The following is a 22,234-nucleotide window of genomic DNA, read 5'->3' on the forward strand; positions in this document are numbered from 1 at the left end:
TATATAGAATAAGATAAATTTTGATTTCTCAGCTGTTTTTCGATAGGTCTGAAGTAACGTTTTGCGGATATATTGTTCAAAGTGTCGGATATACGGTTCAAAGTGTCGGATATGCTGTTCAAATTGTCGGATATGCTGCTCAGATTGTCGGATAAGTCGTTCAAAGTGTCGGATATCTTCTGAGGTGAACATAATAACGTCATTTCCCAACCTTATCCAGCACATTGTAAAGTAACCTTTGCGTAAAGTCTACTTTACAAACAGGCTTATTGTCAAGCGACCTTTACAAATTTCTTTTTTAATTTATTTGTAGTATACTAAAAGAAACAATGTTGGAAGGATGATACTTGTGAAATTTTATAAATTAACAGCATTTGAACCTAAAGGCGAATTAATAATGGACGATACACTAGAAGCTGCTACAGACGAAGAGGCGAAAGTAAAAGGCCATGCAATTCTTGAAGAAAAGAATTTACTAGAAAAAACACATAGACTCGCTTCACCAAAAGGAAAATTATTGCTGTTTCATAGTTAATATAAAAAGTGCAACTATGCGATTATAAGACCGCTTAGTTGCACTTTTTATACAATAAAAGATTAGATTCTCATTTTATTTTACCGGAGGTGTACTTATGGATATAGCTTTAATCGCCCACGATCAGAAGAAAAATGAAATGGTGAATTTCTCAATTGCTTACGAACACATCTTTTCAAAACACACTTTATTCGCAACAGGAACGACAGGCAAACGCATTATGGAGGAAACGAGTCTTTCGATTACTCGATTGATGTCGGGGCCACTTGGTGGTGACCAGCAAATTGGTGCCATGATTGCGACAGGAAAATTAGATTTGATTCTCTTTTTTCGTGATCCGTTAACCGCGCAGCCACATGAACCTGACGTTACTGCATTACTCAGACTATGTGATGTTTATGGAATTCCACTTGCTACAAATATTGCATCCGCTGAGCTACTCATACGTGCTGTCGAAAAAGGTTATTTCTCATGGCGGGAAACAGCAGAGAAATATCAATAAAAAAATACCAAGCACCTATCCAATTCACGGTTTGATGAATTCGGTGGGTGCTTGGTATTTTTCACGACTGAATACGTTGTCTCAAATTATTAATGATTGTTTCGTGCCCGCCCATTTTTCCGCTTAAATACATTGTATCGATTTTAACGCCTTTAATTTCATCTGCGACAACCTGAAAAGTGCTTTGCTGTTGTTCAAGCTTTGACTCTAAGTGCTTGAAATGGCTTCTATTTTCCGTTTGATTGTGACCTACTTCTTCCCTCAACTCTCGTATGTCATGTTCAACCTTGTCAAAACGTTTGTCCATTTGATCAAATCGTTTGTCCATTTGTTCCATGAATTGTTTTATTAAATCTTCCATTTTCCCACCTCACCTTTTCCCCAATTAGGAAATACAATGCAAATCATTAGAATGGACTCCGTGGATTGCTATTAGATTCAGTATAAGTGAGGTCAGCTACATTAACAAGATTATTTCCCTTTAAACACCGGTTTCCGTTTTCCAACGAATGCTTGAATGCCTTCAAGATGATCTTCTGTTTTGCGCATGTCCACTTGCGCTTCGCTTTCCATTGCCAGTATGCTTTCGAGCTCTTCCAATTTCTGCTTATGCAATATATTTTTCGTTGCAATCATTGAAGCGATTGGGGATGCTAGAAGCCTGGTTATTAGGACATCTCCAAATGCTTCTGCCTGACCATCTGAAACGACTTCGTCAATTAGACCTTTTTCAAGTGCCTCATTACCATTCATCACTTTACCTGACCAGATGAGTTGTTTTGCTTGCGGTATTCCAACACGTTCCTTTAAGAAGAAATGACCCCCACCGTCTGGTACTAGCCCGATGCCAATAAAGTTCATTGCAAGCTTACTATTTTCCTCCGCAACTATATAATCACAACCTAAGGCTAGACTGTATCCAAGACCTGCAGCCGCGCCGTGAACAACTGCAATCGTAATTTGCGGCAATGAATATAACCCCTTCGCAATACGCGATACGTCATTCATAACTTTCCCAATATCAAGTGGGTTATTTGGATCAGCCATCTTTTTAACGTCCCCGCCTGCAGAGAATACGCGTCCTGCTCCATTAACGACTACCACTTGTACCGTTTTATCACTTTTCAATGCTTCAAAAACATCGCCAAGCTCTTTCATCATGACATCATCCATCGCGTTCATAGATTCGGGTCTATTTAACGTTAGACGTGCGAGACGTCCCTCTTTTTTCAATTCGATAGTTTTATACATGTTTAGACATCCTTTCAAAAATGAATTACCATTCACTTTAACTAATTCGATGTCTTTTCAATAAACCCTTTATTTTGTTACGGCTTGCGGAAAAATCGCATTTAAATGTGCGAGCTTTTTTTCAATTGATTCTTCATAACTAAGTATATATGCCGCTGGATCTTTCGGATTGTAAAACTGTGTGATTTTACCCGTTATCGGATCGATGAACTTGCTCGACGCGCCGCATCCAACACCAATGATTGTCTGCACTTCTTCCATGATGACAATATTGTAAATGCTTTCCTCACTAGGTTTTGCATAACCGACATTCTCTAAATTTCCCAAAATGTTCTTCTGCCGATACAAATAATACGGTTCGTACCCATTTGACTTGTTCCACTCTTCACCAAGCTTCATCATCTTTTCAACTGTTTCCCGGTCCGCTACTTTATATTTATCCCTGTTTTGCGACATTTGTGATGCTCGCTTGAAGGAAAGAGTGTGAATTGTCAGCGACTCCGGTTGCATTTTTTCGGTTTCGGCAAGAGAATGCTGAAATTCCTCCATTCCTTCATTCGGCAAGCCGATAATTAAATCCATATTGATGTTTTTCATACCCATATTGCGCGATAACCAAAACTTATCAATTGTTTCTTGGACAGAATGGTGTCGTCCGATTGCTTTCAAGGTTTCATCCGTATAAGACTGTGGATTCACACTGATTCGATCGATATTATGCTTTTTCAACACATCTATTTTTTCTGGGGTAATTGTGTCTGGACGTCCTGCTTCAACTGTAATTTCACGGACATTTTCCATTCCAGGGAATGATGCATACATTGTTTTATACAACGCATCCATCTCTTCAGCGGTAATACTTGTTGGTGTTCCTCCACCGAAATAGATTGTCGTAATTTTCATTTGATACTTAGTAAGCCATGCTCCCATCTCGCGAATTTCTTCATGGAGACCGTCTAAAAATGTTTCAACCCGGCCATTTTTACGGTTAATAGCAAATGCCGGAAATGTGCAATACGCGCATTTTGTCGGACAAAAAGGGATACCGATGTAAATGCTCACTTCATTCTGTAATTCATATAAATCTGGAACTGAACGGAGTTGTATATCCGCAATTTTCGCCAAGAGTTCTGATTTCTCACGTGAAACCCGGTAATTTTTCATAATTCTTTGGATTGCTTGTTCTGAAGTGTCCCCGTCGCGACGATATTTGTGATAGAGTTTCATCGGACGAATTCCTGTTAAGATCCCCCAGGACTGCTGCATTCCAGTTGCTTGTTCAAGTACTTCTAGGAATATATGTGAATAAATTCGTTTTAACTGTCGATTTTTCACTTTGGCGTCTCCGATTTCTTCTACCTCGGAAAATTCCTTAGAATATATTGTGCCATCTTTTGTTAATACCGCCCTACCAATTAACATCTGGCCAGAAGTACGTTCTAGAGTCATATCTACTTTTATCGCATCAATATGTTCTTCTACAACTATTTCGCACTGCTCGAAGAACAGGTTTGCTAAATGCGCAAAGAGACGTATCCAGTCTTCGGCAAACCGATCTTCAATCTGTATTTTCTGCATTCCTTTTACCAACTTTCTAATTCACATTGTTTTATATGTCCTCAAATAAAAAACTGGCCGAAGCCAGTTTTCAGATAGATTCATACATATTTTGTACCGGTTTCATAAGTACACGATTTACTTCTTCAATAAGGCCACTCAACTGCATTTCTGCTTCAAGCATCGTCATAATTTTAGCATTGGTTTGTGCAAGCTGTGCCGTTTTTTGTGCATGTTCAAGTTCGTCGGCTTCAACTTCTTCGCCTGCCATTTGTTTTTCTTGCAATGTTAGTTGGATTTCACGGAAATTCTTAAATAATACGAGTGCCTCTTCATCATTTTTAACTTCTTCAATTGCTTGTTCCACTTTCGAAAACTGTTCTGTTTGACGGAATGTAGCTTCCAATCTGTTTAAATCATCATAAATATTTACTGTCATTTTTTATTTCCCCCTAAGTTAAGTTTGTTGCGAAAACAATAAGACCTTGAACAATACCTATCGCTCCACCAAGTACAGCTCCAAGTACAGTGATCATCTTAAATTCACGTCTAGATATGCCGAGCACAAGATCTTCCAGCACTTCGACTGGAAATGAATCCACTTGTTCTTTTACCATCTCATCTATTTTTAATTTACTGAGCGATATTTCCAGTTGTTTCTCAGCTTGTGTAAACGCAAACGAAGTAAGCGGTGGTGTTACATTAATAGAAGTCCATTCTGCACCCGTTGGCCAGTAATGGGATAACTTCTTATTAAGACGTGATTCAATTGCCAATTCCTCACGTGTATAAGACTTAATCGTATCAAATAAACCATCCCAATCAAAGCCCGAAAGCAATTCGTCAACAGGTCTTTTTTGAAGTTTTTCCCATTCATTATGAATAATCGTATTCAAAAGACTTGAAGTTCCCGGTGCGTTCACAAACCTAAGTGCTTCTTTCTGAACTTTTCCAACGAGCGATTCAGATTCACCGAAAAACATGTGAACCATATTTCCAAGTGTTCCTTTCGAGGCGAGGAAGTCGTCGATTAATTTACGAAACATTGCTCTTCCTTCATCCGACTCAAAGTATTTTTCTGACTTACTCAGGATGTATGCTGCGATTTGTGGAATACGCTCATCCACCCCTACACGCCAGTCTGCCGGAAGTATCTCTTCAACCGTTCCCGTCGTAAGTCTCATTCTCACTAAGTTCAGTTGACTATCAAGCACTTCTATGATCTTTTGCTCCGCTTTCGAAGCAACATCCAGAGCACCTGCAACTTCTAGCCAATTATTCAAGGTTTTATCCGAATCTAAAATATGAGTCTCCAATTTTTCTTGAAGGAAGTTTTCTGCTTTACGTTGCATGTCTGTTGTTAACAACTTCTTCTTGAAGGTCTCAGGTGTAAGTAAATAATTTGTTACTGTTTTTCCAAATTGAACAGCAAGTTCATCGCGCCGCTTTGGAATTAATCCAGGTGTAAACGGTACTCTCCAAGAACCTATATATTTTGCTTCGTGTGGCCTGAACAACATTTTAATTGCTAGGTGATTTGTAAAGCCTCCAATTAAAGCGCCAATTAAGGCCATAAATAACACTATCCATAAAAAATCCAATCGCTTCACCTTTTCCCGTTTCGTTCGTTCCTATTATAGCAGAACGTGACGAAACCGAAAAACATTCTGTGCTTTTTGTTTAGATACTTTATTAAAAAAGACTTTACCATATCGATGTGGTTGTGCAAGTCTCGACTGATTTTTAGCTCCTTTATAATATGGATTTTCAGCGGATACATCAAGTGACAGAGCTAACTCCCTCTGATAAGCTATTTTAATAGGCGGAGTTGAATTGTCCATTTCCGCAAGCACTACAACTACAAAAAATCGAGGTGTTCATGATGATTCGTTATCCTAACCCTTTACGAGCTGGCCAAACAATAGGTGTGACCGCGCCATCATCCGGTGTTGAGAAAGAGCTTCATTCAATACTCTATGAAGCAAAACAGCAATTTGAAAAACGCGGATTTAATGTAACGATTGGGAATACTGCTTGGACCGAAATCAAATCCGCCTCTGCTACGAAAGAAGTAAGAGCTGCTGAACTGATGGAAATGCTATCGAATCCAAAAATCGCTGCTATTATTCCACCTTGGGGTGGAGAGATTCTGATGGAAATTCTTCCGCTATTAGAGTGGGACGCAATTGAACCTAAATGGATTCTTGGCTATTCCGATTTGAGTACCTTTCTATTTGCGTTAACGTTAAAAACTGGAATCGCAACTGCACATGGAACGAATTTCGTTGATTTACGTAGTGATGAATGGGATCCGGTTACGAGTAAATTCCTTGATGTTCTTTCTGCAAATGAAGGCTCTGTGATTGAACAACAATCTTCCGAAAAGTTTCAATCCGAATGGCAACATTTTGCACCTCCAGATCCATATGTTTTTAAGTTGGATAGTGATACGTACTGGAAAGTTCTAGATGGTGGAAAATTTGATATTAAGGGTCGATTCCTCGGTGGTTGCATAGATACGATTAGTCATCTTGTAGGAACACCCTACGGTGATGTAACAACATTCCAAAAAAATCATTTACAAGATGAACCGATTATTTGGTACTTGGAAAATTGCGATTTGTCCGCGACAGACTTTCATAGGACATTGCTCCAAATGACTTATGCGGGTTGGTTTGACAATTCATCTGGGATTCTTTTTGGACGTTCACCATCTGGACAATCGGTTGGGAATTTCACCGTAATTGATTCAATGAATCGTATTTCCGAACTCACAAGGTTACCTATTGTCTACAACGCAGATATTGGACATGTTCCGCCGCAAATCACCTTAGTCAATGGAGCCGCGGGTAGGGTTTCTGTAAACGATGGAAAAGGTATAGTTACGATGAAGTACAAGTGAATGAGACATATTGAAAGGCGGAATGAAAATGATGAAAGAAGTGATCGATCATCTTGGTAGAACTGTTGTTTATCCATTTCCACCTAAACGGATCATCTCTCTTTGCCCCGGAATTACGGAAACCTTATTTGCACTGCAACTAGAATACGAGATTGTCGGTAGAACACGTTTCTGCATTTTTCCTGGAGATAAAGTCGGTAAGGTTCCGACTGTTGCAGGAACGAAAGACATTAAGCTTGATGCAATACATGAAGTGAAACCAGATTTAATCATCGTAGAAAAGGAAGAAAACACTGAGGAAATTGTTAAGATTCTTGAGAAGTACTATCCCGTTTTTGTGGCAGAAGTCCAGTCCGTTGACGATGCCTATCGTATGATTCATGATCTTGGCGATGTTACTGACCGTAAACCCGAAGCTGCAAAATTACATTTAGAAATTCAAAAACAATTCCAATCACTCCCAAAAGTAAATGGAAAACTTGCCGCCTATGTCATTTGGAAGAAACCGTATATGGTCGTAGGAAAAGATACGTATATCCAAACTGTTCTAGAGAAAATTGGATTTGTGAATCCTTTTACTACTTTTGAAGGAAGATATCCATCTGTTTCTGAAGACGATTTTTTAAATGCAAATCTCGATTACATATTCCTCGCATCCGAACCGTATCCGTTCAAAGAGAAACATCAAGCTGAGTTCCTGAAAATGGCACCTAATGCACAAGTGTTAAACATCGACGGCGAAATGTTTTGGTACGGCCCAAAAATGTTAGAAGCCGTCGCTTACTTTAAAGAAAATCTGCCCGTTGAGAGGACATAAGGACCAATTCAGAGGACATCTTGACCGATAGAGCGGACATAATCCCTCATTGAGGGGACATAACGCCTTTCCCTCGGATTCAGCGGACATACGGAACAATTCAGAGGACATCTTGACCCATTGAGGGGACATATTCCCTCATTGAGAGGACATAACGCCTTTCCCTCGGATTCAGCGGACATACGCACCAATTCAGAGGACATCTTGACCCATTGAGCGGACATAATCCCTCATTGAGGGGACATAACGCCTTTCCCTCGGATTCAGCGGACATACGGAACAATTCAGAGGACATCTTGACCGATTGAGCGGACATAACGCCTTTTCCCCGGATTCAGCGGACATACGGAACAATTCAGGGGACATCTTGACCGATTGAGCGGACATTATCCCTCATTTAGCGGACATAGCGCCTTTTCCTCGGATTGGGCGGACATACGGAACAATTCAGAGGACATCTTGACCGATTGAGAGGACATCATCCCTCATTGAGCGGACATAACGACTTTTACTCGGATTCAGCGGACATACGGAACAATTCAGAGGACATCTTGACCGATTGAGCGGACATAATCCCTGATTGAGAGGACATAACCCGTCATAGCAAAGACAACCCAGTTTCGAACATTACCCGCATTCTGTATACAAAATCATAGTGCATTATACATCGTAGAAAAACGAATTGCATGCTCCAATTCATCATGCAGCGCTATGAATATTGGATTATATGCTTGTTGAATTGGGATTGTTAGAAGCATGACTTTATAGGTTTCAACTGCCTCTAATTTATCTAACAAAGCCTTTTCTACACAATTTTTCAAATCATAACAAGGCAAAGGCTTCTTTGGATTTTGAACAAACCTTCCCGTCAGCATATAATGAAGTTGTTGAAACATTTCATAGTGACTCTTTTCGTCTTCATATACATGTTTAATGAAGTCCTGCCAAAGTGGATCTGTTGTGAGCTGGTACATCGATTTATAAAAATGATAGGCTTTATACTCGTCCTCAATGGACTCTTTTAATTTGTTAATAAACAACTTAGCACCCCTTCACATAGCTTTATTACTATTTTATGCGGACAGGTTGCGTCTTATGAGAGGAGAAAGAATATGCTACAACATTTTAGCTACAAACCAATGTTTGAAAATACAGATTTACCAGGTTGGACATTCTCTTTTTTCTTTAAAAACACTCGCTATACCGGAGAATATTTAAAAGCTGGAGATATTAATTGGACAAGTGAAACACCACCCGAAGAAGAAAAATTAAAGAAAATGATTCATGAATTAATGATTTTCCACGTCTACGACTGATATTGGTCAATTTGGGGATACTACGTCTATCCGTAAATAAGGAGGCGTACTATGAAAAAAGAAAAAACACCTGAAGAGCTTCGAAAAGAACAGGAACAGTTGCAAGTTCAGAACCAGAAAACTGAAAATATTTTTGAAGACAAGAGCCGTGTTCCTAACGAACAAAATGCGTGGAAAGAAACACAATACCAACGTGGTGAATAAGAAAATGCCCTGCACAATATGTGTAGGGCATTTTCTTATTAAAAAGATCCAACACCATTTCATACCTATAAACAAACTACCTTTTTTACTCGTCAGCCAACTTCCTTTTCCCGAATATAAAGTAATAATATGCGGATGAAATGATATAGAGCACACTTGTAATTGTAAATGCATACGCATACCCCCAATATGAACCAAATGCAATTACCAATCCGGCGGCAATCGGCCCCATGGTCGCCCATCCAACGTTAAACACCATTTGGTTTACTGAATTGGCGAGTCCCTTGTATTTATCAGACACGATTTCCATCGCAATGGCACTTTGGATTGGATTCCCCGCATTCATAATTGCTTGACGCATTAGGAAACCAAGTGAAGCAATTAGTAATGAAGTCGTATAAGCTGTGATGATTAAAAACGGAACCGATAAAACTTGAAATAGTATAAGGGCTTTTACTTTACCAATCTTTCTTACAAGAGCAGGACCTAGAAGCATTGCTACCGCAGTCATCGCGGAGCCAAGTGATAATATAAGGCCGATATATGCATTTGAGGCATCAAATCGGTTGGCAAAATATAAATTCAAATATGGAATGACCAAACCAGAGCCAAGTCCCATCAACAAACTTGCAAATGCAAAGTGAAAAATTAATACGATATTTCTCCTAAAACTATTTCTTTCTTTATCCTCTTCGGTTTCTTCTATTATTTCAACAGTTCGAACCGTTTCAGGTCTTTTATTTTGCAGTTTAAACAATGGGACTAATCCCGTCGTGAAAATAACAGCACCCGCTAAAAGAGACCACCGGATTGCGTTCGCCGCCTCCAGCCCTCCAAAAACTTGAAGTACATCTGCTAGAACACCACCCAATAAACTTCCAATTACATTCGCAACAGTTATTAGAGCAAAGTGGATGCTAAACATATGAATCCGTTCAGCGGTTTTTGAGTTCTCAGCGAGAAACGGTACACCCGAAACCTGTATAAATGCCATAAACAAACCTGTGAAAAAGGCTGCATATATAATCGGTGTTTCAGCAACCGCTAGACTTCGGTAAAATAATGTCATCCCACCAAATACAGCACCACCAATAATCAACCACTTTCTCCCAAACTTATCGCTCAAAAACCCCGCTGGAATAAGCATGATTGCCGAAGCTGTCGCTGTCATAGATATCACTTTTCCGTTCACTGTTTCAGGCATTCCAAGCTCTTTTATATACAGATTGTACATAACCATAAAAACGCCCATTCCAATTTGGATGAGCACATTCGCAAGCATGAACAATTGAACGTTTTTATTGAACGAAGAAATCTTTTTCTTCCAATCTGAAAGCCACTTCCCCATCGAATTCCAACTCTCCGCACATTAATGTTTCGTTAGTCTAAATATACTTGTTTTGGAGGAGTTTTTCAACGGTTTGGCAGAATATTTCCTCACTCTTTGGACTGATATTTGATTTGCTTGCACTCACTAGGTGTTTCCTTGCACTCATGCGCTGTTTGCTTGCACTTGTCACTGGTTTGCTTGCACACAGCCACTCTTTCCTTGCACTCGTCACAAGTTTGCTTGCAACTCAGGACTTTTATCTCATATGAAAACCAGCTTCATAATAAAAAGACTTTCTTTCCACACTAAATCTAGGAAAGAAAGTCTCACTATTTTATATCACTTTCGAATTACTTGATGTTCCCGCTTGTAACTTATACATTTGCGCATATTGTCCGCCTTGCACGAGCAATTCATCATGCGTACCACTTTCAACAATTTCCCCACGATCCAGTACTAAAATACGGTCCGCATTCTTAATCGTAGAAAGTCGATGGGCGATGATAAATGTCGTTCGGCCTTTTTTCAGCACGTCCATCGCGTGTTGAATTATTTCTTCAGTTTCAGTGTCGATATTCGACGTCGCCTCATCGAGAATTAAAATTGCTGGGTCAAAGGCTAATGCTCGAGCGAATGAAATCAATTGACGCTGTCCAGATGAAAGCGTACTACCTTTCTCCACGACCGCTTCATCAATTCCATTCGGTAAATGCTTCAATACACGTTCCCCGCCAACCGCATCAAGCGAGTGCTGCACTTTTTCTCGGGTAATGCGTGGATCTCCCAAACTAACGTTGGATTCAATCGTTCCGCTAAATAAATACGGATCTTGCAAAACAATACCCATATGCTCACGAACCGTTTGACGAGACATTTTGCCAATGTCCATACCATCGATTGTGATTTTCCCTTTCGATGAATCGTAGAAGCGGAACAATAAATTCATTATCGAACTCTTCCCTGATCCCGTATGCCCGACAAGAGCAACTGTCTCCCCTTGCTTCGCTTCAAAGTTGAGATTTTTCAACACATATTCCTCTTCAATATAAGCAAACCAAACGTTTTCAAAACGGACGTTTCCGGCGTATCGCACTGTTTTCTCATCACTTACCGGCTCACCGACTCGGTCCAATAATTTGAAAACCCGTTCAGCCGCTACAAGTGAATGTTCAAGCCGTGCAAACTGATTGACAACACCTGTAATCGGGTTGAACAATCGAGTAATATAATCAACGAAAGCATAAAGCATACCAACTGAAATAACGCTTTCCGTAGTGAGTGACGCCCCCCCGAAATACCAGATGAAGAAAACAAACGTCAATGATCTAATAATATCAACAAGATTATGGGACGTCGCCGCCTCTACTTTCAACAATTTGTTTTGATATTTGAAATGTTCATCGTTGATTTCACCGAATTCATCTTCCATCTGTTTCTCGCGGCTAAATGCTTGAATAATCGTCATTCCGTTAATCGATTCATTTATTCTAGCGTTCATATCACTCACTTTTCCGCGAATGATATGGTTTACTTTCGAAGCAAACTTTCGATATGTCTTCATCCAAATATATAAAATTGGCAAGACGAATAATGTGATTGCCCCCATTTTAGGATCTAAATAAAATAGAGCAATAAATATCCCCATAATGTACATTCCACTTATCGCAAATTGCGATACAACGGTAACATACAAATTACGTATGGCTTCTGTATCGTTCGTAATTCGCGCAACAACTTTCCCAGCAGGCAAGTTGTCGAAATATCGAATCGGTAATGTTTGAATATGTTCGTACAAATCGTTTCTCATTTTCTGGACAATGCGATTTGCTGCTTTTTGCAACAGTAAATACTGAAAATATCTAAAGATTGCGGTGACTACAGCAAGTCCGAAAAAGATTGCCAGTAACTTAGCAATCGGCACGAATTCAATACTGCCACCCGAAGCCCCCGCAATATGCTCATCAATGATTTCTTTGGCAATCAAAGGCCCCATTAAGTCCGCTGCGACCGCAATTGCTAGTAAAAATAATCCTGTAAGTAGTAGCTTTTTATAATCTAAAGCATAATGAACCAATCGTTTACCCGTACCCATTTTATTCAACCTCCCCAATCTGCTGGCGGTCGAATTGCTCTTTGTACCAACCATTCAATGCGAGCAAGTCTTCGTGTGTTCCTTCTTCAATCATACGTCCATCGTCTAAAACAAGGATCCAATCCGCATGTTCAATTGCAGACAAACGATGTGTTGTAATAATCGTAGTTTTATCAGATCGTTCCGCTTGAATGTTCTCGATGATTTTCGATTCTGTTTTTGCATCTACTGCAGATAGAGAGTCGTCCAAAATGAGAATTTCCGGATTTTTAATCAGTGCCCGTGCAATTGAAATACGTTGCTTTTGTCCACCAGACAGTGCGACTCCTTTTTCTCCAACTAAAGTGTCCAGTCCTGCTGGAAGCATTTCAAGATCTTTCTCAAAATAGGCCAGACGAATACTTTCAGCAATTTCTGATTCAGTAGCATCAGGTCGTCCAAATCGAATGTTTTCCCTAACTGTCCGTGAAAACAATACATGATCCTGAGGAACGTACCCTATCCAATCCCTTACTTGGTCTTTCCTCAACGACTGAATGGGAACACCGGAAAATGTAATTGCCCCTTCACCTAAAGGATATTCACGTAACAATTGTTTAACAAATGTAGTCTTACCACTGCCCGTTTTCCCAACAATTCCAAGCGTGTTTCCCCGTTTCAAATCGAGTTTGATGTGATCCAAGTTAACGGAATGCGATGTGGGATACGTAAATACGACATCATGAAAACCTACATCTTTAAGTTGATCGACCATAGTTGTGTCTTCCGGATCCTTCACATCTTCTTCGTAATCAAGTGTTTCCATCACTCTATCGAGAGAAGCGTTTCCACGTTGAAGAACGTTGATTAGCTCACCAATCGCAAACATTGGCCACACAATCATTCCTAGATATACATTAAACGTCACAAGATTCCCAAGCGTCATGACGCCCTCAGATACAAGATAAGCCCCATAACCAAGTCCAATCATATAGGTTAAACCTGTGAGCACTTTTGAAATCGGCATAAACAAAGCATCAATCTTCTCGACGTGCATGTTTTTTTGATAAACCTCTTCCGTCATCTCAGCAAACACTTTTTCAGTGGCTCGCTCTTGAACATATGCCCGAACCACACGAACCCCTGCCACCGCTTCAAGTACATTATCATTTAAGTCACCAAAGGCAGCTTGTGCAGTCATATATCTCTCATGAATTTTTTTGCCCAAAACTTGCATAATAAATGCCAGAATCGGAAGCGGTAAAATTGCCGCAAGTGTTAGATTCCAGGAAACGAGAAAACCCATCGTAAGTACAAGCGTTAGCAAGTAAAGCGTCGAATCGACAAGAGTCATAATGCCGAACCCTGCCGTTTCCGAAATAGCTCGTAAATCATTCGTCGACCTAGCCATTAAATCGCCTGTTTTATTTTTCTCATAAAAAGTCGGAGTCATCTTTAAAAAGTGACGCATTAGCCTTCCGCGCAATTGCCGTTCAATGACATACGCTCCGCCAAAAAGTTGATATTGCCAAACGAAGTTGCTCGCATAGTTAAAAATCATAATAATAAGCATTCCCCCAAGGAACATCGCCAACAGTTTCCCTGTTAGTGTTTGAGTATAAATTGAATCTATCGCTTGACCAATCAGCCACGGGGGAATAATTACAAGAACGTTTGTCATCATTAGGAGGATTAGCGCAATCGTATACCTTTTACGATTTTCTTTGAAAAACCATTTTAATTTGAATAAAACTGAAAACATAAACAAACCTACTTTCTTCCTTAAACTTTATAACTAACCGCTTTCAAGAGATTCCTTTGACAAAGCTTTTTTGCTGTTTAATGAAAAGCATAATCAGCACTCCTTTTCATGCATTTTTATTTGACACGACAAGCGTAAAGGCACAATTCTTATTACAAAAAACAAAAAAAGCCAACGCTCTTAACATAAGCGTTGGCTCATTAATAAGGAACGACAATTCTTGCCATTCCAACTTTACAATTCGAATTGAGAATTAGGCATGGTTTTGGCACGGAATCACTATTTGATTGGTTTGAACAATAATAACCTTTTTCATTTTCCGTACCTCCCTTTTATTTCGAGTATCTAACTATTAATAGATTACCATTTTCGTTTTCAGAATGTCAATACTTTTCTAATTAATCGAGTTAATAGTTTACATATTCATTCACCGGGTATAACAAAGTTAAGCCTAACTTTACAAAGGGAGTTGGAAATCAAATGGAAGAACATAAAAATATTGAAATTAAACGCGAAGAAAAAACGAATAATAGTTTTGTCGGTGCAACATTCATTAAATACGCTGCATATATCATTATCTTTTTCGGCTTTTTGTGGTTCTTAATCAAATATGTATTTCCGATGTTTTAATTACTATAGAAAAAGCTATCTACATCCTATGAATAGGGATGTAGATAGCTTTTTCTTTATTGTTAAAATATAAAACAGACAATTGCTCCATCTGCCGCTTTTCCAATTTGTGTACTTGCAGGACCAGAAAAGAATTGACATAACACCACAAAATCCACATATATTTTATCGCCAAGCAATTATCGTTTTGCGACGTTTTCTTCCCTAAAATACCTTATATGTACAGCTGGGCAACCAAATGATGTTAAGCTTAATTTAATTGATCTTTTAGAATTTCTATGTATGCTTTTATTTTCCTGATATGTCCCACAATCTCATCATTTTAATAATTATACTACAAAATAGGTGAAACCAATTGTTTTTTTATTGTAAATAATTTATCATGGATAGTAACTAGCTATTTAACTATTACAGGAGGTGTACACTTTGTTCTCCCCCACATCTGGGTTTAGAACAAAGTAATTATTTGGAAATCCCCATACGATTGACAGCCTTTGCTGTCTTGATCGCCCTCACCGCATTTTTTGTTGCGAGTGAATTTGCAATTGTAAAAGTAAGAACTTCAAGGATTAATCAGCTTGTTTCAGAAGGTAATCGACAGGCTTTATCCGCAAAAAGAGTCCTAAGCAACTTGGATGAATATCTATCCGCTTGTCAGATTGGCATTACAATTACCGCATTAGGACTTGGTATGCTCGGTGAACCGACCGTCAAACTGATTCTAAATCCACTTTTCACTTTTTATGAATTCACACCAAGTACAACAAGTATTCTTTCTTTCATAATCGCATTTTCTGTAGTTACATTTCTTCATGTTGTAATTGGAGAGTTAGCTCCTAAAACGATTGCTATCCAAAAAGCAGAAGAAATTATACTCCTTTTTTCAAAGCCACTAATATTATTTTACAAGCTTATGTACCCAATCATTAAAGGTATGAATGGCTCTGCACGCTTTTTTATTGGATTACTCGGATTCAAAAGTATTTCCGAATCAGAAGTTGCCCACACCGAAGAAGAACTTCGCTTAATTTTGGCAGATAGTTTAAAAAGTGGGGAAATCAATCAGGCAGAATACAAATATGTTAATAAAATATTTGAATTTGATGACCGAATAGCGAAAGAAATTATGGCCCCAAGAACTGAAATGGTCACTATTGAAAAAGATTTGACACTTCGAGATGTTTTTAATCTGTCAGACGTTGAACAATATACAAGATATCCTGTCACAGATGGTGACAAAGATCATATCCTCGGACTTGTAAATATGAAGCATTTATTAACCGCTTATATTAAAGATCCAACAACAGGAAATAAACCCGTTGTTGATTATATGCAACCTATTATCCGTGTCATCGAAACAATTCCAATCGGAGATTTACTCCTCAAAATTCAACGTGAGCGGATTCATATGGCTGTTCTTATGGATGAGTATGGTGGTACTGCTGGTCTTGTAACAATTGAAGATATTTTGGAGGAGATTGTTGGCGACATTCAAGACGAATTCGATATGGATGAAATCCCCGAAGTTCAGAATGTCGGAGAAAATCACTATATTTTCGACGCTAAAATATTAATCGAAAATGTTAACGATGTTCTAGGAATTGGAATCGATGAAGAAGACATAGATACCATTGGTGGCTGGTTCATGACTCAGCGATTTGAAGCCATTCAAGGTGAAAAGATTATTGAACAAGGTTACGAATTTATGATTAAAGACATGGAAGGTCATCACATACTGTATTTAGAAGTTATTAAACATGAAGAGGAAGAAACTGGTTTAAATAAAGAACCGGTCGAATCTAGGTAAAAAGCGACTTCCTTTTGGAGGTCTCTTTTTTATTCGGAAAGTGGGTGTAGCGATGGATCTTTATTCAAATTTGAAAGAAGGCGAAAAAGGTGCCTGGCTCAGCATATGGACATATTTATTCCTAAGCATAGTGAAACTCGTTGTAGGGTTTATCGGTACTTCTGAGGCACTGAAAGCAGACGGTTTAAACAACACAACTGATATTATTGCTTCCATCGCCATTTTGGTTGGACTTAAAATTTCTCAAAAACCACCTGATGGAGATCATCATTATGGACATATGCGTGCAGAAACAGTTGCATCCCTCATTGCGGCATTTATTATGGGTTTCGTCGGGTTACAAATTTTAATTAATGCAACGAAATCTCTACTTTCACCTGAAAAGATTACACCTTCACTACTCACAGCAGTAGTAGCGGTTCTAAGTGCCCTCGTTATGTATTTTGTCTATCGGTACAATTTAAATCTTTCAAAACGTATTGGTAGCGAAGCCGTACGTGCCGCCGCCTATGATAACCGTTCGGATGCACTAGTTAGCGTTGGAACTGCTATAGGTATTGGCGGGGCTGTGATTGGCTTTCCAATTATTGATGGAATAACCGCATTTCTTATAGGAGTTTTAGTTATTTATACTGCATGGAAAATCTTTTATCCAAGTGTTCATACGCTTACCGATGGGTTTGATGAAGAGGAAGTCAAAGCTCTTTCTTCCCTGGCCTCCGGTGTGGATGGTGTAATTGAATTAAAAGAATTCAAAGGCCGAACGCATGGCAACATGATGTTCGTGGACTTAACCGTTACAGTAAACCCTATGTTAAATGTCATCGATAGTCATCGTATTACTGAAGAAATTGAAAGGAAAATAGCCGCCCGTCAACCACATTCAGTTATTCTTGTTCATATTGAACCTGTGGGATTGGAGAAGCTTGATTCGCCAGAAAAATCATAATTGACAAACTCCTTTTGTTTTGCTATCCTTAAAACATCTTACAGAAAGCAGGTGAAGTATTATGACTACTTTCAATATGCCTATTGTTACTTTGATTGGACCCATACCTTCACTTACAGTGCCACGATAAAAGGCATATTTTTTCTGTTATCCGTGTGAAGTCGTGGAGTCCGATCAGGAGCCACGGCTTTTTTATATGCACATAACAGGAGGAAAACAAATTGATAAAACTAAATGCGTACGGTTGGAATCAAATCCACGAAGCCAATTGGGAAAAAATAAACGATGGATTTAAAATGAAGAAATGCGTGCCCGGGCGTGTCACGCTTGAACATAAACGGATGTATCGGGTTGTGACAGAGGAAGGCGAATGGCTATCTGTCTGTTCCGGCGCGTTAGAATATGAAGCCGACGAACGACGGGATTTCCCGGCAGTCGGCGATTGGATCGCAGTGGAAAAGATGCCAGGCGAAGAACGAGGGATTGTCCACGCGATTTTACCAAGAACATCCCTCTTTTCACGGAAAGTAGCTGGACTCGCAATCGTCGAACAAATTATCGCTACGAACATTGATATTGTCTTTCTTGTCATGTCGATGAATCAGGATTTTAGCGCCAGAAGACTTGAGCGATATCTCGTTGCAGCTTATGATTCAGGTGCGAATCCCGTTATCGTTTTGACGAAAAAAGATGTATGTGATAACCCATCCCACTACATTGAAGAAGCGCAGAATATTGCATTAGGTGCCGATATTTTCGCAGTTAGCAATGTGACTGGCGAAGGAATCGAAGAACTGATTGATTTGTTAAAAGACGGAAAAACAGCAGCACTTTTAGGTTCTTCAGGTGTTGGGAAATCGTCACTTGCGAATGCCATTTGTGGCAATGAAACGATGGCTGTACAGGACATTCGGAGGGACGACGACAAAGGAAGACATACGACGACACACCGGGAACTTATTAAAATTCCATCTGGTGGTGTACTTATTGACACACCCGGAATGAGAGAGTTTCAACTTTGGGACAACAGTGATAGCCTCGAGTCGGGATTTAAAGATGTAGAAACCTTTGCAAATGCGTGCAAGTTCAATGATTGTCAGCATGGGAATGAACCAGGGTGTGCTGTTCAGGAAGCGCTTGCTACAGGTACTTTACATACGGATCGTTATTCCAGTTATTTAAAACTACAAAAAGAGTTGGCGTTTCTCGAGCGAAAAATCGACCAGGCTGCGCACACCGCAGAGCGGAACAAGTGGAAAAAGATTACCAAAACTATGCGAATGCATCCTTCGAAGAAAAAGTAAAAGAAAGAGCTGTCACGTAAACCATGCTTCTGGTTTCTGTGACGGCTCTTTTACTAATTGAATTTGTGCTAGTGCTGCTATTGCAGATACATGATCGTTAGTACTTTTTTAACTTCTGCATTTGCTTTAAGCACACCTTTAACTTGAAGAGATTCAATTGTGTTAATGGCAAGCTCCGTATCAATATCTTCATCCAAAATCAGCATTCCAACTACGTTAATATCTACTTTTTCATTAGAAGTAAAAAGTAGTTCAAAATCTCTTCTTCTATAGCGGGTAACGCCAACAGTGAACGATTTTCTTACAACTAAATCTTCAACATCCGTTGCATGAGTTATTAAATGTTTACGAATCGAGGATCGAATAAAATCGGTTCGATTTGAATAATAGCCTTGATCTACAAGTAGATCAATTTTCCCTAAATCAACAACGTTCATATTAATCGTAATTTTTTCCGTTTCCGCCATCTCAATCACCCCTGTTGTTAAACTAATCTTATAATAACGCAAAAAGCATCCAGAAGGTATACCTATGGATGTTTTTTCGTTATTTCTGATGGAATTAATGCTTATTTCCTAAAATCCATTTTTAAGGTAAGCAACGAGTTTGTTGGAATTCAACCCCTAAAGAGGAATTCCCAAACCCTTCCCTAGACACTTAAGGCACCCACATGCACCGGTATTCCCGATAATCGTGGAAGCTCTTTTTTAATCTTTTTTATATTCGATATGATAAACATCGTGCCTTCGGTCTTTTAGCTGCTTCACCGTACCGTCTTGACGTTGTCTTCGTAAAATTTCCAAATCTACATCACCAATTAAAACCATTTCCAAGTTGGCGTTTGTTTCTCCTACGATTCCATCCCGTGCAAACTCAAAATCAGATGGAGCGAAAATAGCAGACTGTGCGTATTGAATGTCCATATTTTCCGTTTGTGGTAAGTTTCCTACCGTTCCTGAAATGACCGTGTAAATTTGGTTTTCAATTGCACGTGCTTGTGCACAATAACGAACTCTTAAATAACCTTGTCGATCTTCAGTACAAAAAGGTGTGAAAATAATATTGGCACCCATATCCGTCGCAATTCGACCGAGTTCTGGGAATTCAATATCATAACATATTTGAATCGCGATTTTTCCACAGTCCGTATCAAACACACGGACCGCATCCCCAGCACTTATTCCCCACCACTTTCTTTCGTTCGGTGTAATGTGAATTTTATATTGTTTTTCGATTGAACCGTCTCGCCTGAATAAATAAGAGATATTGTAAATTTCATCACTTTCTTCAACAAAATGAGATCCGCCAATAATATTTACGTTATAACGGACAGCTAAATCTGTAAACATTTCGATATATTGCGGAGTGTACTCTGTCATTTTACGGATGGCTTGGCTCGGTGCAACTTCATCCATAAATGACATTAGTTGAGTCGTAAATATTTCAGGAAATACGACAAAATCGGAACTCGCATCCGATGCTACGTCGACAAAATACTCACATTGGTGTGCCATTTCTTCAAACGATGATATTTTACGCATTAAGTATTGGACTACACAAATCCGAACAGGATAGCTTGTTTTATAATGGCGCTTTGTGGCAGGTTTATAATCAACATTATTCCATTCCATAAGTGTTGCATATTTTTTAGAGGCTTTGTCATCCGGTAAATAATTTGGATTAACCCTCATAAGTGTAAAATCATTCATCAGCTGGAAAGTTAGAACCGGATCGTATATTTTATGTCTGGACACCGAATCGACATATTCACGAGAAGACATTTCTTCTGAATACTTATAATAATTCGGAATTCGTCCGCCAAGAATGATGGATTTCAAATTCAGTTCTCTTGCAAGTTCTTTCCTCGCTTCATATAACCGCTGTCCGACCTTCATTCGACGATACCCCGGATGTACCATTACTTCAATACCGTACATATTATATCCATCTGGATTATGATTCGTAATATAGCCTTCATCAGTGACATCGTCCCATGTATGGCGATCGTCGTATTCATCGAAGTTAATGATCAAACTTGAACATGAACCGATCACTTCTCCGTCTAGCTCCGCAACAAGTTGTCCTTCTGGAAAGACCGTTAAATGGCTAATTAAATGCTCTTTTTCCCAAGGCTCCATTCCTGGAAAACTCAGCTCTTGCATACCTAAAACTTTACTAATATCTTCATGTTCCATCTGACGAATAACCATGCTCTTTTCAAACGACGATAAGTCAAATCCTTCTCCCATATAAAACACCTCTTTCAAACTATAGATTCATTATATCGTACTCCACGTTCAGTGTTGAATATTTTACTTGTTTTAAAACTGCCCCTATAATCAAAGATGTAAACTTTTTAAGTGGGAGGGGTTACTATGAATAAACGGTTGGAAAATAGTTTGATTTTAATATGGACAATTTCCCTTCTCGCTACACTTGGGTCGCTTTATTTTTCAGAAATACGTGGATATGAGCCTTGTACACTTTGTTGGTATCAGCGAATTCTAATGTATCCAATTATACTCATTTCCGGAGTAGCTCTTTTCCAGAAAAATGCACGAATCGCATTAACTTTGGCCGTCTTTTCAATAGTCGGTGGAGGCATTTCGTTGTATCATTATGGATTACAAAAGCTTTCATTCCTAAGTGATAGTGTACCTGCTTGTGGAAATGTGCCTTGTACGGGAATGTATATTAATATTTTCGGTTTTATCACGATTCCATTTCTGGCACTTGTAGCATTTACGATTATTTTAATTACAAGTTTATTTATGATTAAATGGCAAAAGGAGACGAAGTAAAATGAAAAAATTATTAGCAATTGGTGGCGTCATCGTTATTGTGTTTGTACTAATCGTTGTCTTATCAAACAAGTCTAATGAAACGAAGTTGAAGGACAATCCTTATGGAACAGACAAACTTGAAACGTCGACAATTAATTTAATAGGCAATGAAAATTACAACAGCATTATTTTACCTAAAGACTTAGAAAAGAAAATTAAATCTGGTGAAGACGTGACAGCTTATTTTTTCAGTCCTGAATGTCCACACTGTATCGCTACAACTCCTGTTTTAATGCCCATTGCAAAAGACTTAGGTATAGAAATAAATCAGTTTAACTTGCTTGAATTCCACGCGGATGCTGGCCCTTATGGAATTGAAGGTACGCCAACAATCGTCCATTATAAAGATGGTAAAGAAGTGGACCGCTTGTACGGCGGAGCACCCGAAGGTATGGATCCAGAATCGTATATCCGTGATTTCTTCGAAAAGTATTAAGCAAATGGAATTTCGGAA

General features: G+C 39.0%; 23 protein-coding genes. 12 read left to right on the top strand and 11 right to left on the bottom strand.

All coding sequences use genetic code 11. The features are described 5' to 3' along the window. Window positions 1–340: 340 nt before the first annotated feature. Both ACP8HH_RS14760 and mgsA read left to right on the top strand, forming a co-directional pair. On the top strand, window positions 341–535 hold the full coding sequence (locus tag ACP8HH_RS14760) for a YhzD family protein (RefSeq protein WP_438312570.1): 195 nt from the start codon (window positions 341–343) through the stop codon (window positions 533–535). Window positions 536–632: 97 nt separating this feature from the next. Next, window positions 633–1,037, top strand: coding sequence for a methylglyoxal synthase (gene mgsA, locus ACP8HH_RS14765; protein ID WP_438312571.1), 405 nt, complete (start codon window positions 633–635; stop codon window positions 1,035–1,037). 61 nt (window positions 1,038–1,098) lie between these two features. Here mgsA and ACP8HH_RS14770 read toward each other — a convergent pair whose 3' ends face one another. From ACP8HH_RS14770 to ACP8HH_RS14790, 5 genes are all read right to left on the bottom strand, one after another. Beyond that, on the bottom strand, window positions 1,099–1,398 hold the full coding sequence (locus ACP8HH_RS14770; RefSeq protein WP_438312573.1) for a hypothetical protein: 300 nt from the start codon (window positions 1,396–1,398) through the stop codon (window positions 1,099–1,101). A gap of 110 nt (window positions 1,399–1,508) precedes the next feature. Then, window positions 1,509–2,288, bottom strand: a complete 780-nt coding sequence (locus tag ACP8HH_RS14775; protein WP_438312575.1) for an enoyl-CoA hydratase — start codon at window positions 2,286–2,288, stop codon at window positions 1,509–1,511. Window positions 2,289–2,357: 69 nt separating this feature from the next. Further along, window positions 2,358–3,866, bottom strand: a complete 1,509-nt coding sequence (locus tag ACP8HH_RS14780; protein ID WP_438312578.1) for a coproporphyrinogen III oxidase — start codon at window positions 3,864–3,866, stop codon at window positions 2,358–2,360. Between the two features lie 70 nt (window positions 3,867–3,936). Then, complete coding sequence (locus tag ACP8HH_RS14785; protein ID WP_438312580.1) at window positions 3,937–4,284, bottom strand: YlbF family regulator; 348 nt, start codon at window positions 4,282–4,284, stop codon at window positions 3,937–3,939. Window positions 4,285–4,297: 13 nt separating this feature from the next. Beyond that, window positions 4,298–5,419 carry a DUF445 domain-containing protein gene (locus tag ACP8HH_RS14790; RefSeq protein WP_438312582.1) on the bottom strand — a complete coding sequence of 374 codons (1,122 nt, stop codon included), beginning with the start codon at window positions 5,417–5,419 and terminating at the stop codon, window positions 4,298–4,300. A gap of 305 nt (window positions 5,420–5,724) precedes the next feature. Here ACP8HH_RS14790 and ACP8HH_RS14795 point away from each other — a divergent pair, with 305 nt between their 5' ends. Beyond that, window positions 5,725–6,747, top strand: coding sequence for a S66 family peptidase (locus tag ACP8HH_RS14795; protein WP_438312583.1), 1,023 nt, complete (start codon window positions 5,725–5,727; stop codon window positions 6,745–6,747). Between the two features lie 28 nt (window positions 6,748–6,775). Continuing rightward, entirely contained in the window at window positions 6,776–7,564 is a 789-nt protein-coding gene (locus ACP8HH_RS14800) for an ABC transporter substrate-binding protein (RefSeq protein WP_438312586.1), read from the top strand. 650 nt (window positions 7,565–8,214) lie between these two features. On the opposite strand, the gene ACP8HH_RS14805 is transcribed toward ACP8HH_RS14800, so the two are convergent. After that, window positions 8,215–8,604: a ferritin-like domain-containing protein gene (locus ACP8HH_RS14805; protein ID WP_438312587.1), complete on the bottom strand. Its 390-nt coding sequence runs from the start codon at window positions 8,602–8,604 to the stop codon at window positions 8,215–8,217. 72 nt (window positions 8,605–8,676) lie between these two features. On the opposite strand from ACP8HH_RS14805, the gene ACP8HH_RS14810 reads away from it, so the two are divergent. Together ACP8HH_RS14810 and ACP8HH_RS14815 are read left to right on the top strand one after the other, a co-directional pair. After that, complete coding sequence (locus ACP8HH_RS14810) at window positions 8,677–8,880, top strand: YheE family protein (protein ID WP_438312589.1); 204 nt, start codon at window positions 8,677–8,679, stop codon at window positions 8,878–8,880. A 51-nt stretch (window positions 8,881–8,931) separates the two neighbouring features. Next, window positions 8,932–9,084 carry a hypothetical protein gene (locus ACP8HH_RS14815; protein ID WP_438312590.1) on the top strand — a complete coding sequence of 51 codons (153 nt, stop codon included), beginning with the start codon at window positions 8,932–8,934 and terminating at the stop codon, window positions 9,082–9,084. A gap of 85 nt (window positions 9,085–9,169) precedes the next feature. On the opposite strand, the gene ACP8HH_RS14820 is transcribed toward ACP8HH_RS14815, so the two are convergent. The 3 genes from ACP8HH_RS14820 to ACP8HH_RS14830 all read right to left on the bottom strand — a co-directional run bounded on the left by ACP8HH_RS14820 (window position 9,170) and on the right by ACP8HH_RS14830 (window position 14,247). After that, window positions 9,170–10,432: an MFS transporter gene (locus tag ACP8HH_RS14820; protein ID WP_438312593.1), complete on the bottom strand. Its 1,263-nt coding sequence runs from the start codon at window positions 10,430–10,432 to the stop codon at window positions 9,170–9,172. A 316-nt stretch (window positions 10,433–10,748) separates the two neighbouring features. Then, the gene (locus ACP8HH_RS14825; protein WP_438312595.1) at window positions 10,749–12,506 is read right to left on the bottom strand and encodes an ABC transporter ATP-binding protein; all 1,758 of its coding nucleotides are present in this window, start codon (window positions 12,504–12,506) and stop codon (window positions 10,749–10,751) included. Between the two features lies 1 nt (window position 12,507). Next, entirely contained in the window at window positions 12,508–14,247 is a 1,740-nt protein-coding gene (locus ACP8HH_RS14830) for an ABC transporter ATP-binding protein (protein WP_438312603.1), read from the bottom strand. Between the two features lie 480 nt (window positions 14,248–14,727). Here ACP8HH_RS14830 and ACP8HH_RS14835 point away from each other — a divergent pair, with 480 nt between their 5' ends. The 4 genes from ACP8HH_RS14835 to rsgA all read left to right on the top strand — a co-directional run bounded on the left by ACP8HH_RS14835 (window position 14,728) and on the right by rsgA (window position 18,937). Beyond that, a complete protein-coding gene (locus ACP8HH_RS14835) occupies window positions 14,728–14,877 on the top strand; it encodes a hypothetical protein (protein ID WP_381535666.1) in 150 nt (49 codons plus the stop codon). A gap of 484 nt (window positions 14,878–15,361) precedes the next feature. Continuing rightward, a complete protein-coding gene (locus tag ACP8HH_RS14840; protein ID WP_438312606.1) occupies window positions 15,362–16,684 on the top strand; it encodes a hemolysin family protein in 1,323 nt (440 codons plus the stop codon). A gap of 52 nt (window positions 16,685–16,736) precedes the next feature. After that, window positions 16,737–17,633 (top strand): cation diffusion facilitator family transporter, encoded by an 897-nt coding sequence (locus tag ACP8HH_RS14845; RefSeq protein WP_438312608.1) that lies wholly within the window; start codon window positions 16,737–16,739, stop codon window positions 17,631–17,633. A gap of 224 nt (window positions 17,634–17,857) precedes the next feature. Beyond that, window positions 17,858–18,937, top strand: coding sequence for a ribosome small subunit-dependent GTPase A (gene rsgA / locus ACP8HH_RS14850; RefSeq protein WP_438319206.1), 1,080 nt, complete (start codon window positions 17,858–17,860; stop codon window positions 18,935–18,937). Window positions 18,938–19,014: 77 nt separating this feature from the next. Here rsgA and ACP8HH_RS14855 read toward each other — a convergent pair whose 3' ends face one another. Continuing rightward, the gene (locus ACP8HH_RS14855; protein ID WP_438312611.1) at window positions 19,015–19,404 is read right to left on the bottom strand and encodes a CopG family transcriptional regulator; all 390 of its coding nucleotides are present in this window, start codon (window positions 19,402–19,404) and stop codon (window positions 19,015–19,017) included. A gap of 240 nt (window positions 19,405–19,644) precedes the next feature. Beyond that, window positions 19,645–21,186: a GNAT family N-acetyltransferase gene (locus tag ACP8HH_RS14860; RefSeq protein WP_438312614.1), complete on the bottom strand. Its 1,542-nt coding sequence runs from the start codon at window positions 21,184–21,186 to the stop codon at window positions 19,645–19,647. A gap of 126 nt (window positions 21,187–21,312) precedes the next feature. Here ACP8HH_RS14860 and ACP8HH_RS14865 point away from each other — a divergent pair, with 126 nt between their 5' ends. After that, window positions 21,313–21,738, top strand: a complete 426-nt coding sequence (locus ACP8HH_RS14865) for a disulfide oxidoreductase (RefSeq protein ID WP_438312616.1) — start codon at window positions 21,313–21,315, stop codon at window positions 21,736–21,738. 1 nt (window position 21,739) lies between these two features. Continuing rightward, window positions 21,740–22,216: a thioredoxin family protein gene (locus ACP8HH_RS14870; protein ID WP_438312619.1), complete on the top strand. Its 477-nt coding sequence runs from the start codon at window positions 21,740–21,742 to the stop codon at window positions 22,214–22,216. The last annotated feature ends 18 nt before the right edge of the window (window positions 22,217–22,234 follow it).

Source organism: Sporosarcina sp. FA9 (genome assembly GCF_051550205.1).
Taxonomy (GTDB): Bacteria; Bacillota; Bacilli; order Bacillales_A; family Planococcaceae; genus Sporosarcina.

Bases quoted from the DNA above. Each gene is read 5' to 3' on its own strand.
- ACP8HH_RS14760 (WP_438312570.1), top strand. From the start codon at position 341: ATGATACTTGTGAAATTTTATAAATTAACAGCATTTGAACCTAAAGGC.
- mgsA (WP_438312571.1), top strand. From the start codon at position 633: ATGGATATAGCTTTAATCGCCCACGATCAGAAGAAAAATGAAATGGTG.
- ACP8HH_RS14770 (WP_438312573.1), bottom strand. From the start codon at position 1,398: ATGGAAGATTTAATAAAACAATTCATGGAACAAATGGACAAACGATTT.
- ACP8HH_RS14775 (WP_438312575.1), bottom strand. From the start codon at position 2,288: ATGTATAAAACTATCGAATTGAAAAAAGAGGGACGTCTCGCACGTCTA.
- ACP8HH_RS14780 (WP_438312578.1), bottom strand. From the start codon at position 3,866: ATGCAGAAAATACAGATTGAAGATCGGTTTGCCGAAGACTGGATACGT.
- ACP8HH_RS14785 (WP_438312580.1), bottom strand. From the start codon at position 4,284: ATGACAGTAAATATTTATGATGATTTAAACAGATTGGAAGCTACATTC.
- ACP8HH_RS14790 (WP_438312582.1), bottom strand. From the start codon at position 5,419: ATGGCCTTAATTGGCGCTTTAATTGGAGGCTTTACAAATCACCTAGCA.
- ACP8HH_RS14795 (WP_438312583.1), top strand. From the start codon at position 5,725: ATGATGATTCGTTATCCTAACCCTTTACGAGCTGGCCAAACAATAGGT.
- ACP8HH_RS14800 (WP_438312586.1), top strand. From the start codon at position 6,776: ATGATGAAAGAAGTGATCGATCATCTTGGTAGAACTGTTGTTTATCCA.
- ACP8HH_RS14810 (WP_438312589.1), top strand. From the start codon at position 8,677: ATGCTACAACATTTTAGCTACAAACCAATGTTTGAAAATACAGATTTA.
- ACP8HH_RS14815 (WP_438312590.1), top strand. From the start codon at position 8,932: ATGAAAAAAGAAAAAACACCTGAAGAGCTTCGAAAAGAACAGGAACAG.
- ACP8HH_RS14820 (WP_438312593.1), bottom strand. From the start codon at position 10,432: ATGGGGAAGTGGCTTTCAGATTGGAAGAAAAAGATTTCTTCGTTCAAT.
- ACP8HH_RS14825 (WP_438312595.1), bottom strand. From the start codon at position 12,506: ATGGGTACGGGTAAACGATTGGTTCATTATGCTTTAGATTATAAAAAG.
- ACP8HH_RS14830 (WP_438312603.1), bottom strand. From the start codon at position 14,247: ATGTTTTCAGTTTTATTCAAATTAAAATGGTTTTTCAAAGAAAATCGT.
- ACP8HH_RS14835 (WP_381535666.1), top strand. From the start codon at position 14,728: ATGGAAGAACATAAAAATATTGAAATTAAACGCGAAGAAAAAACGAAT.
- ACP8HH_RS14845 (WP_438312608.1), top strand. From the start codon at position 16,737: ATGGATCTTTATTCAAATTTGAAAGAAGGCGAAAAAGGTGCCTGGCTC.
- ACP8HH_RS14855 (WP_438312611.1), bottom strand. From the start codon at position 19,404: ATGGCGGAAACGGAAAAAATTACGATTAATATGAACGTTGTTGATTTA.
- ACP8HH_RS14860 (WP_438312614.1), bottom strand. From the start codon at position 21,186: ATGGGAGAAGGATTTGACTTATCGTCGTTTGAAAAGAGCATGGTTATT.
- ACP8HH_RS14865 (WP_438312616.1), top strand. From the start codon at position 21,313: ATGAATAAACGGTTGGAAAATAGTTTGATTTTAATATGGACAATTTCC.
- ACP8HH_RS14870 (WP_438312619.1), top strand. From the start codon at position 21,740: ATGAAAAAATTATTAGCAATTGGTGGCGTCATCGTTATTGTGTTTGTA.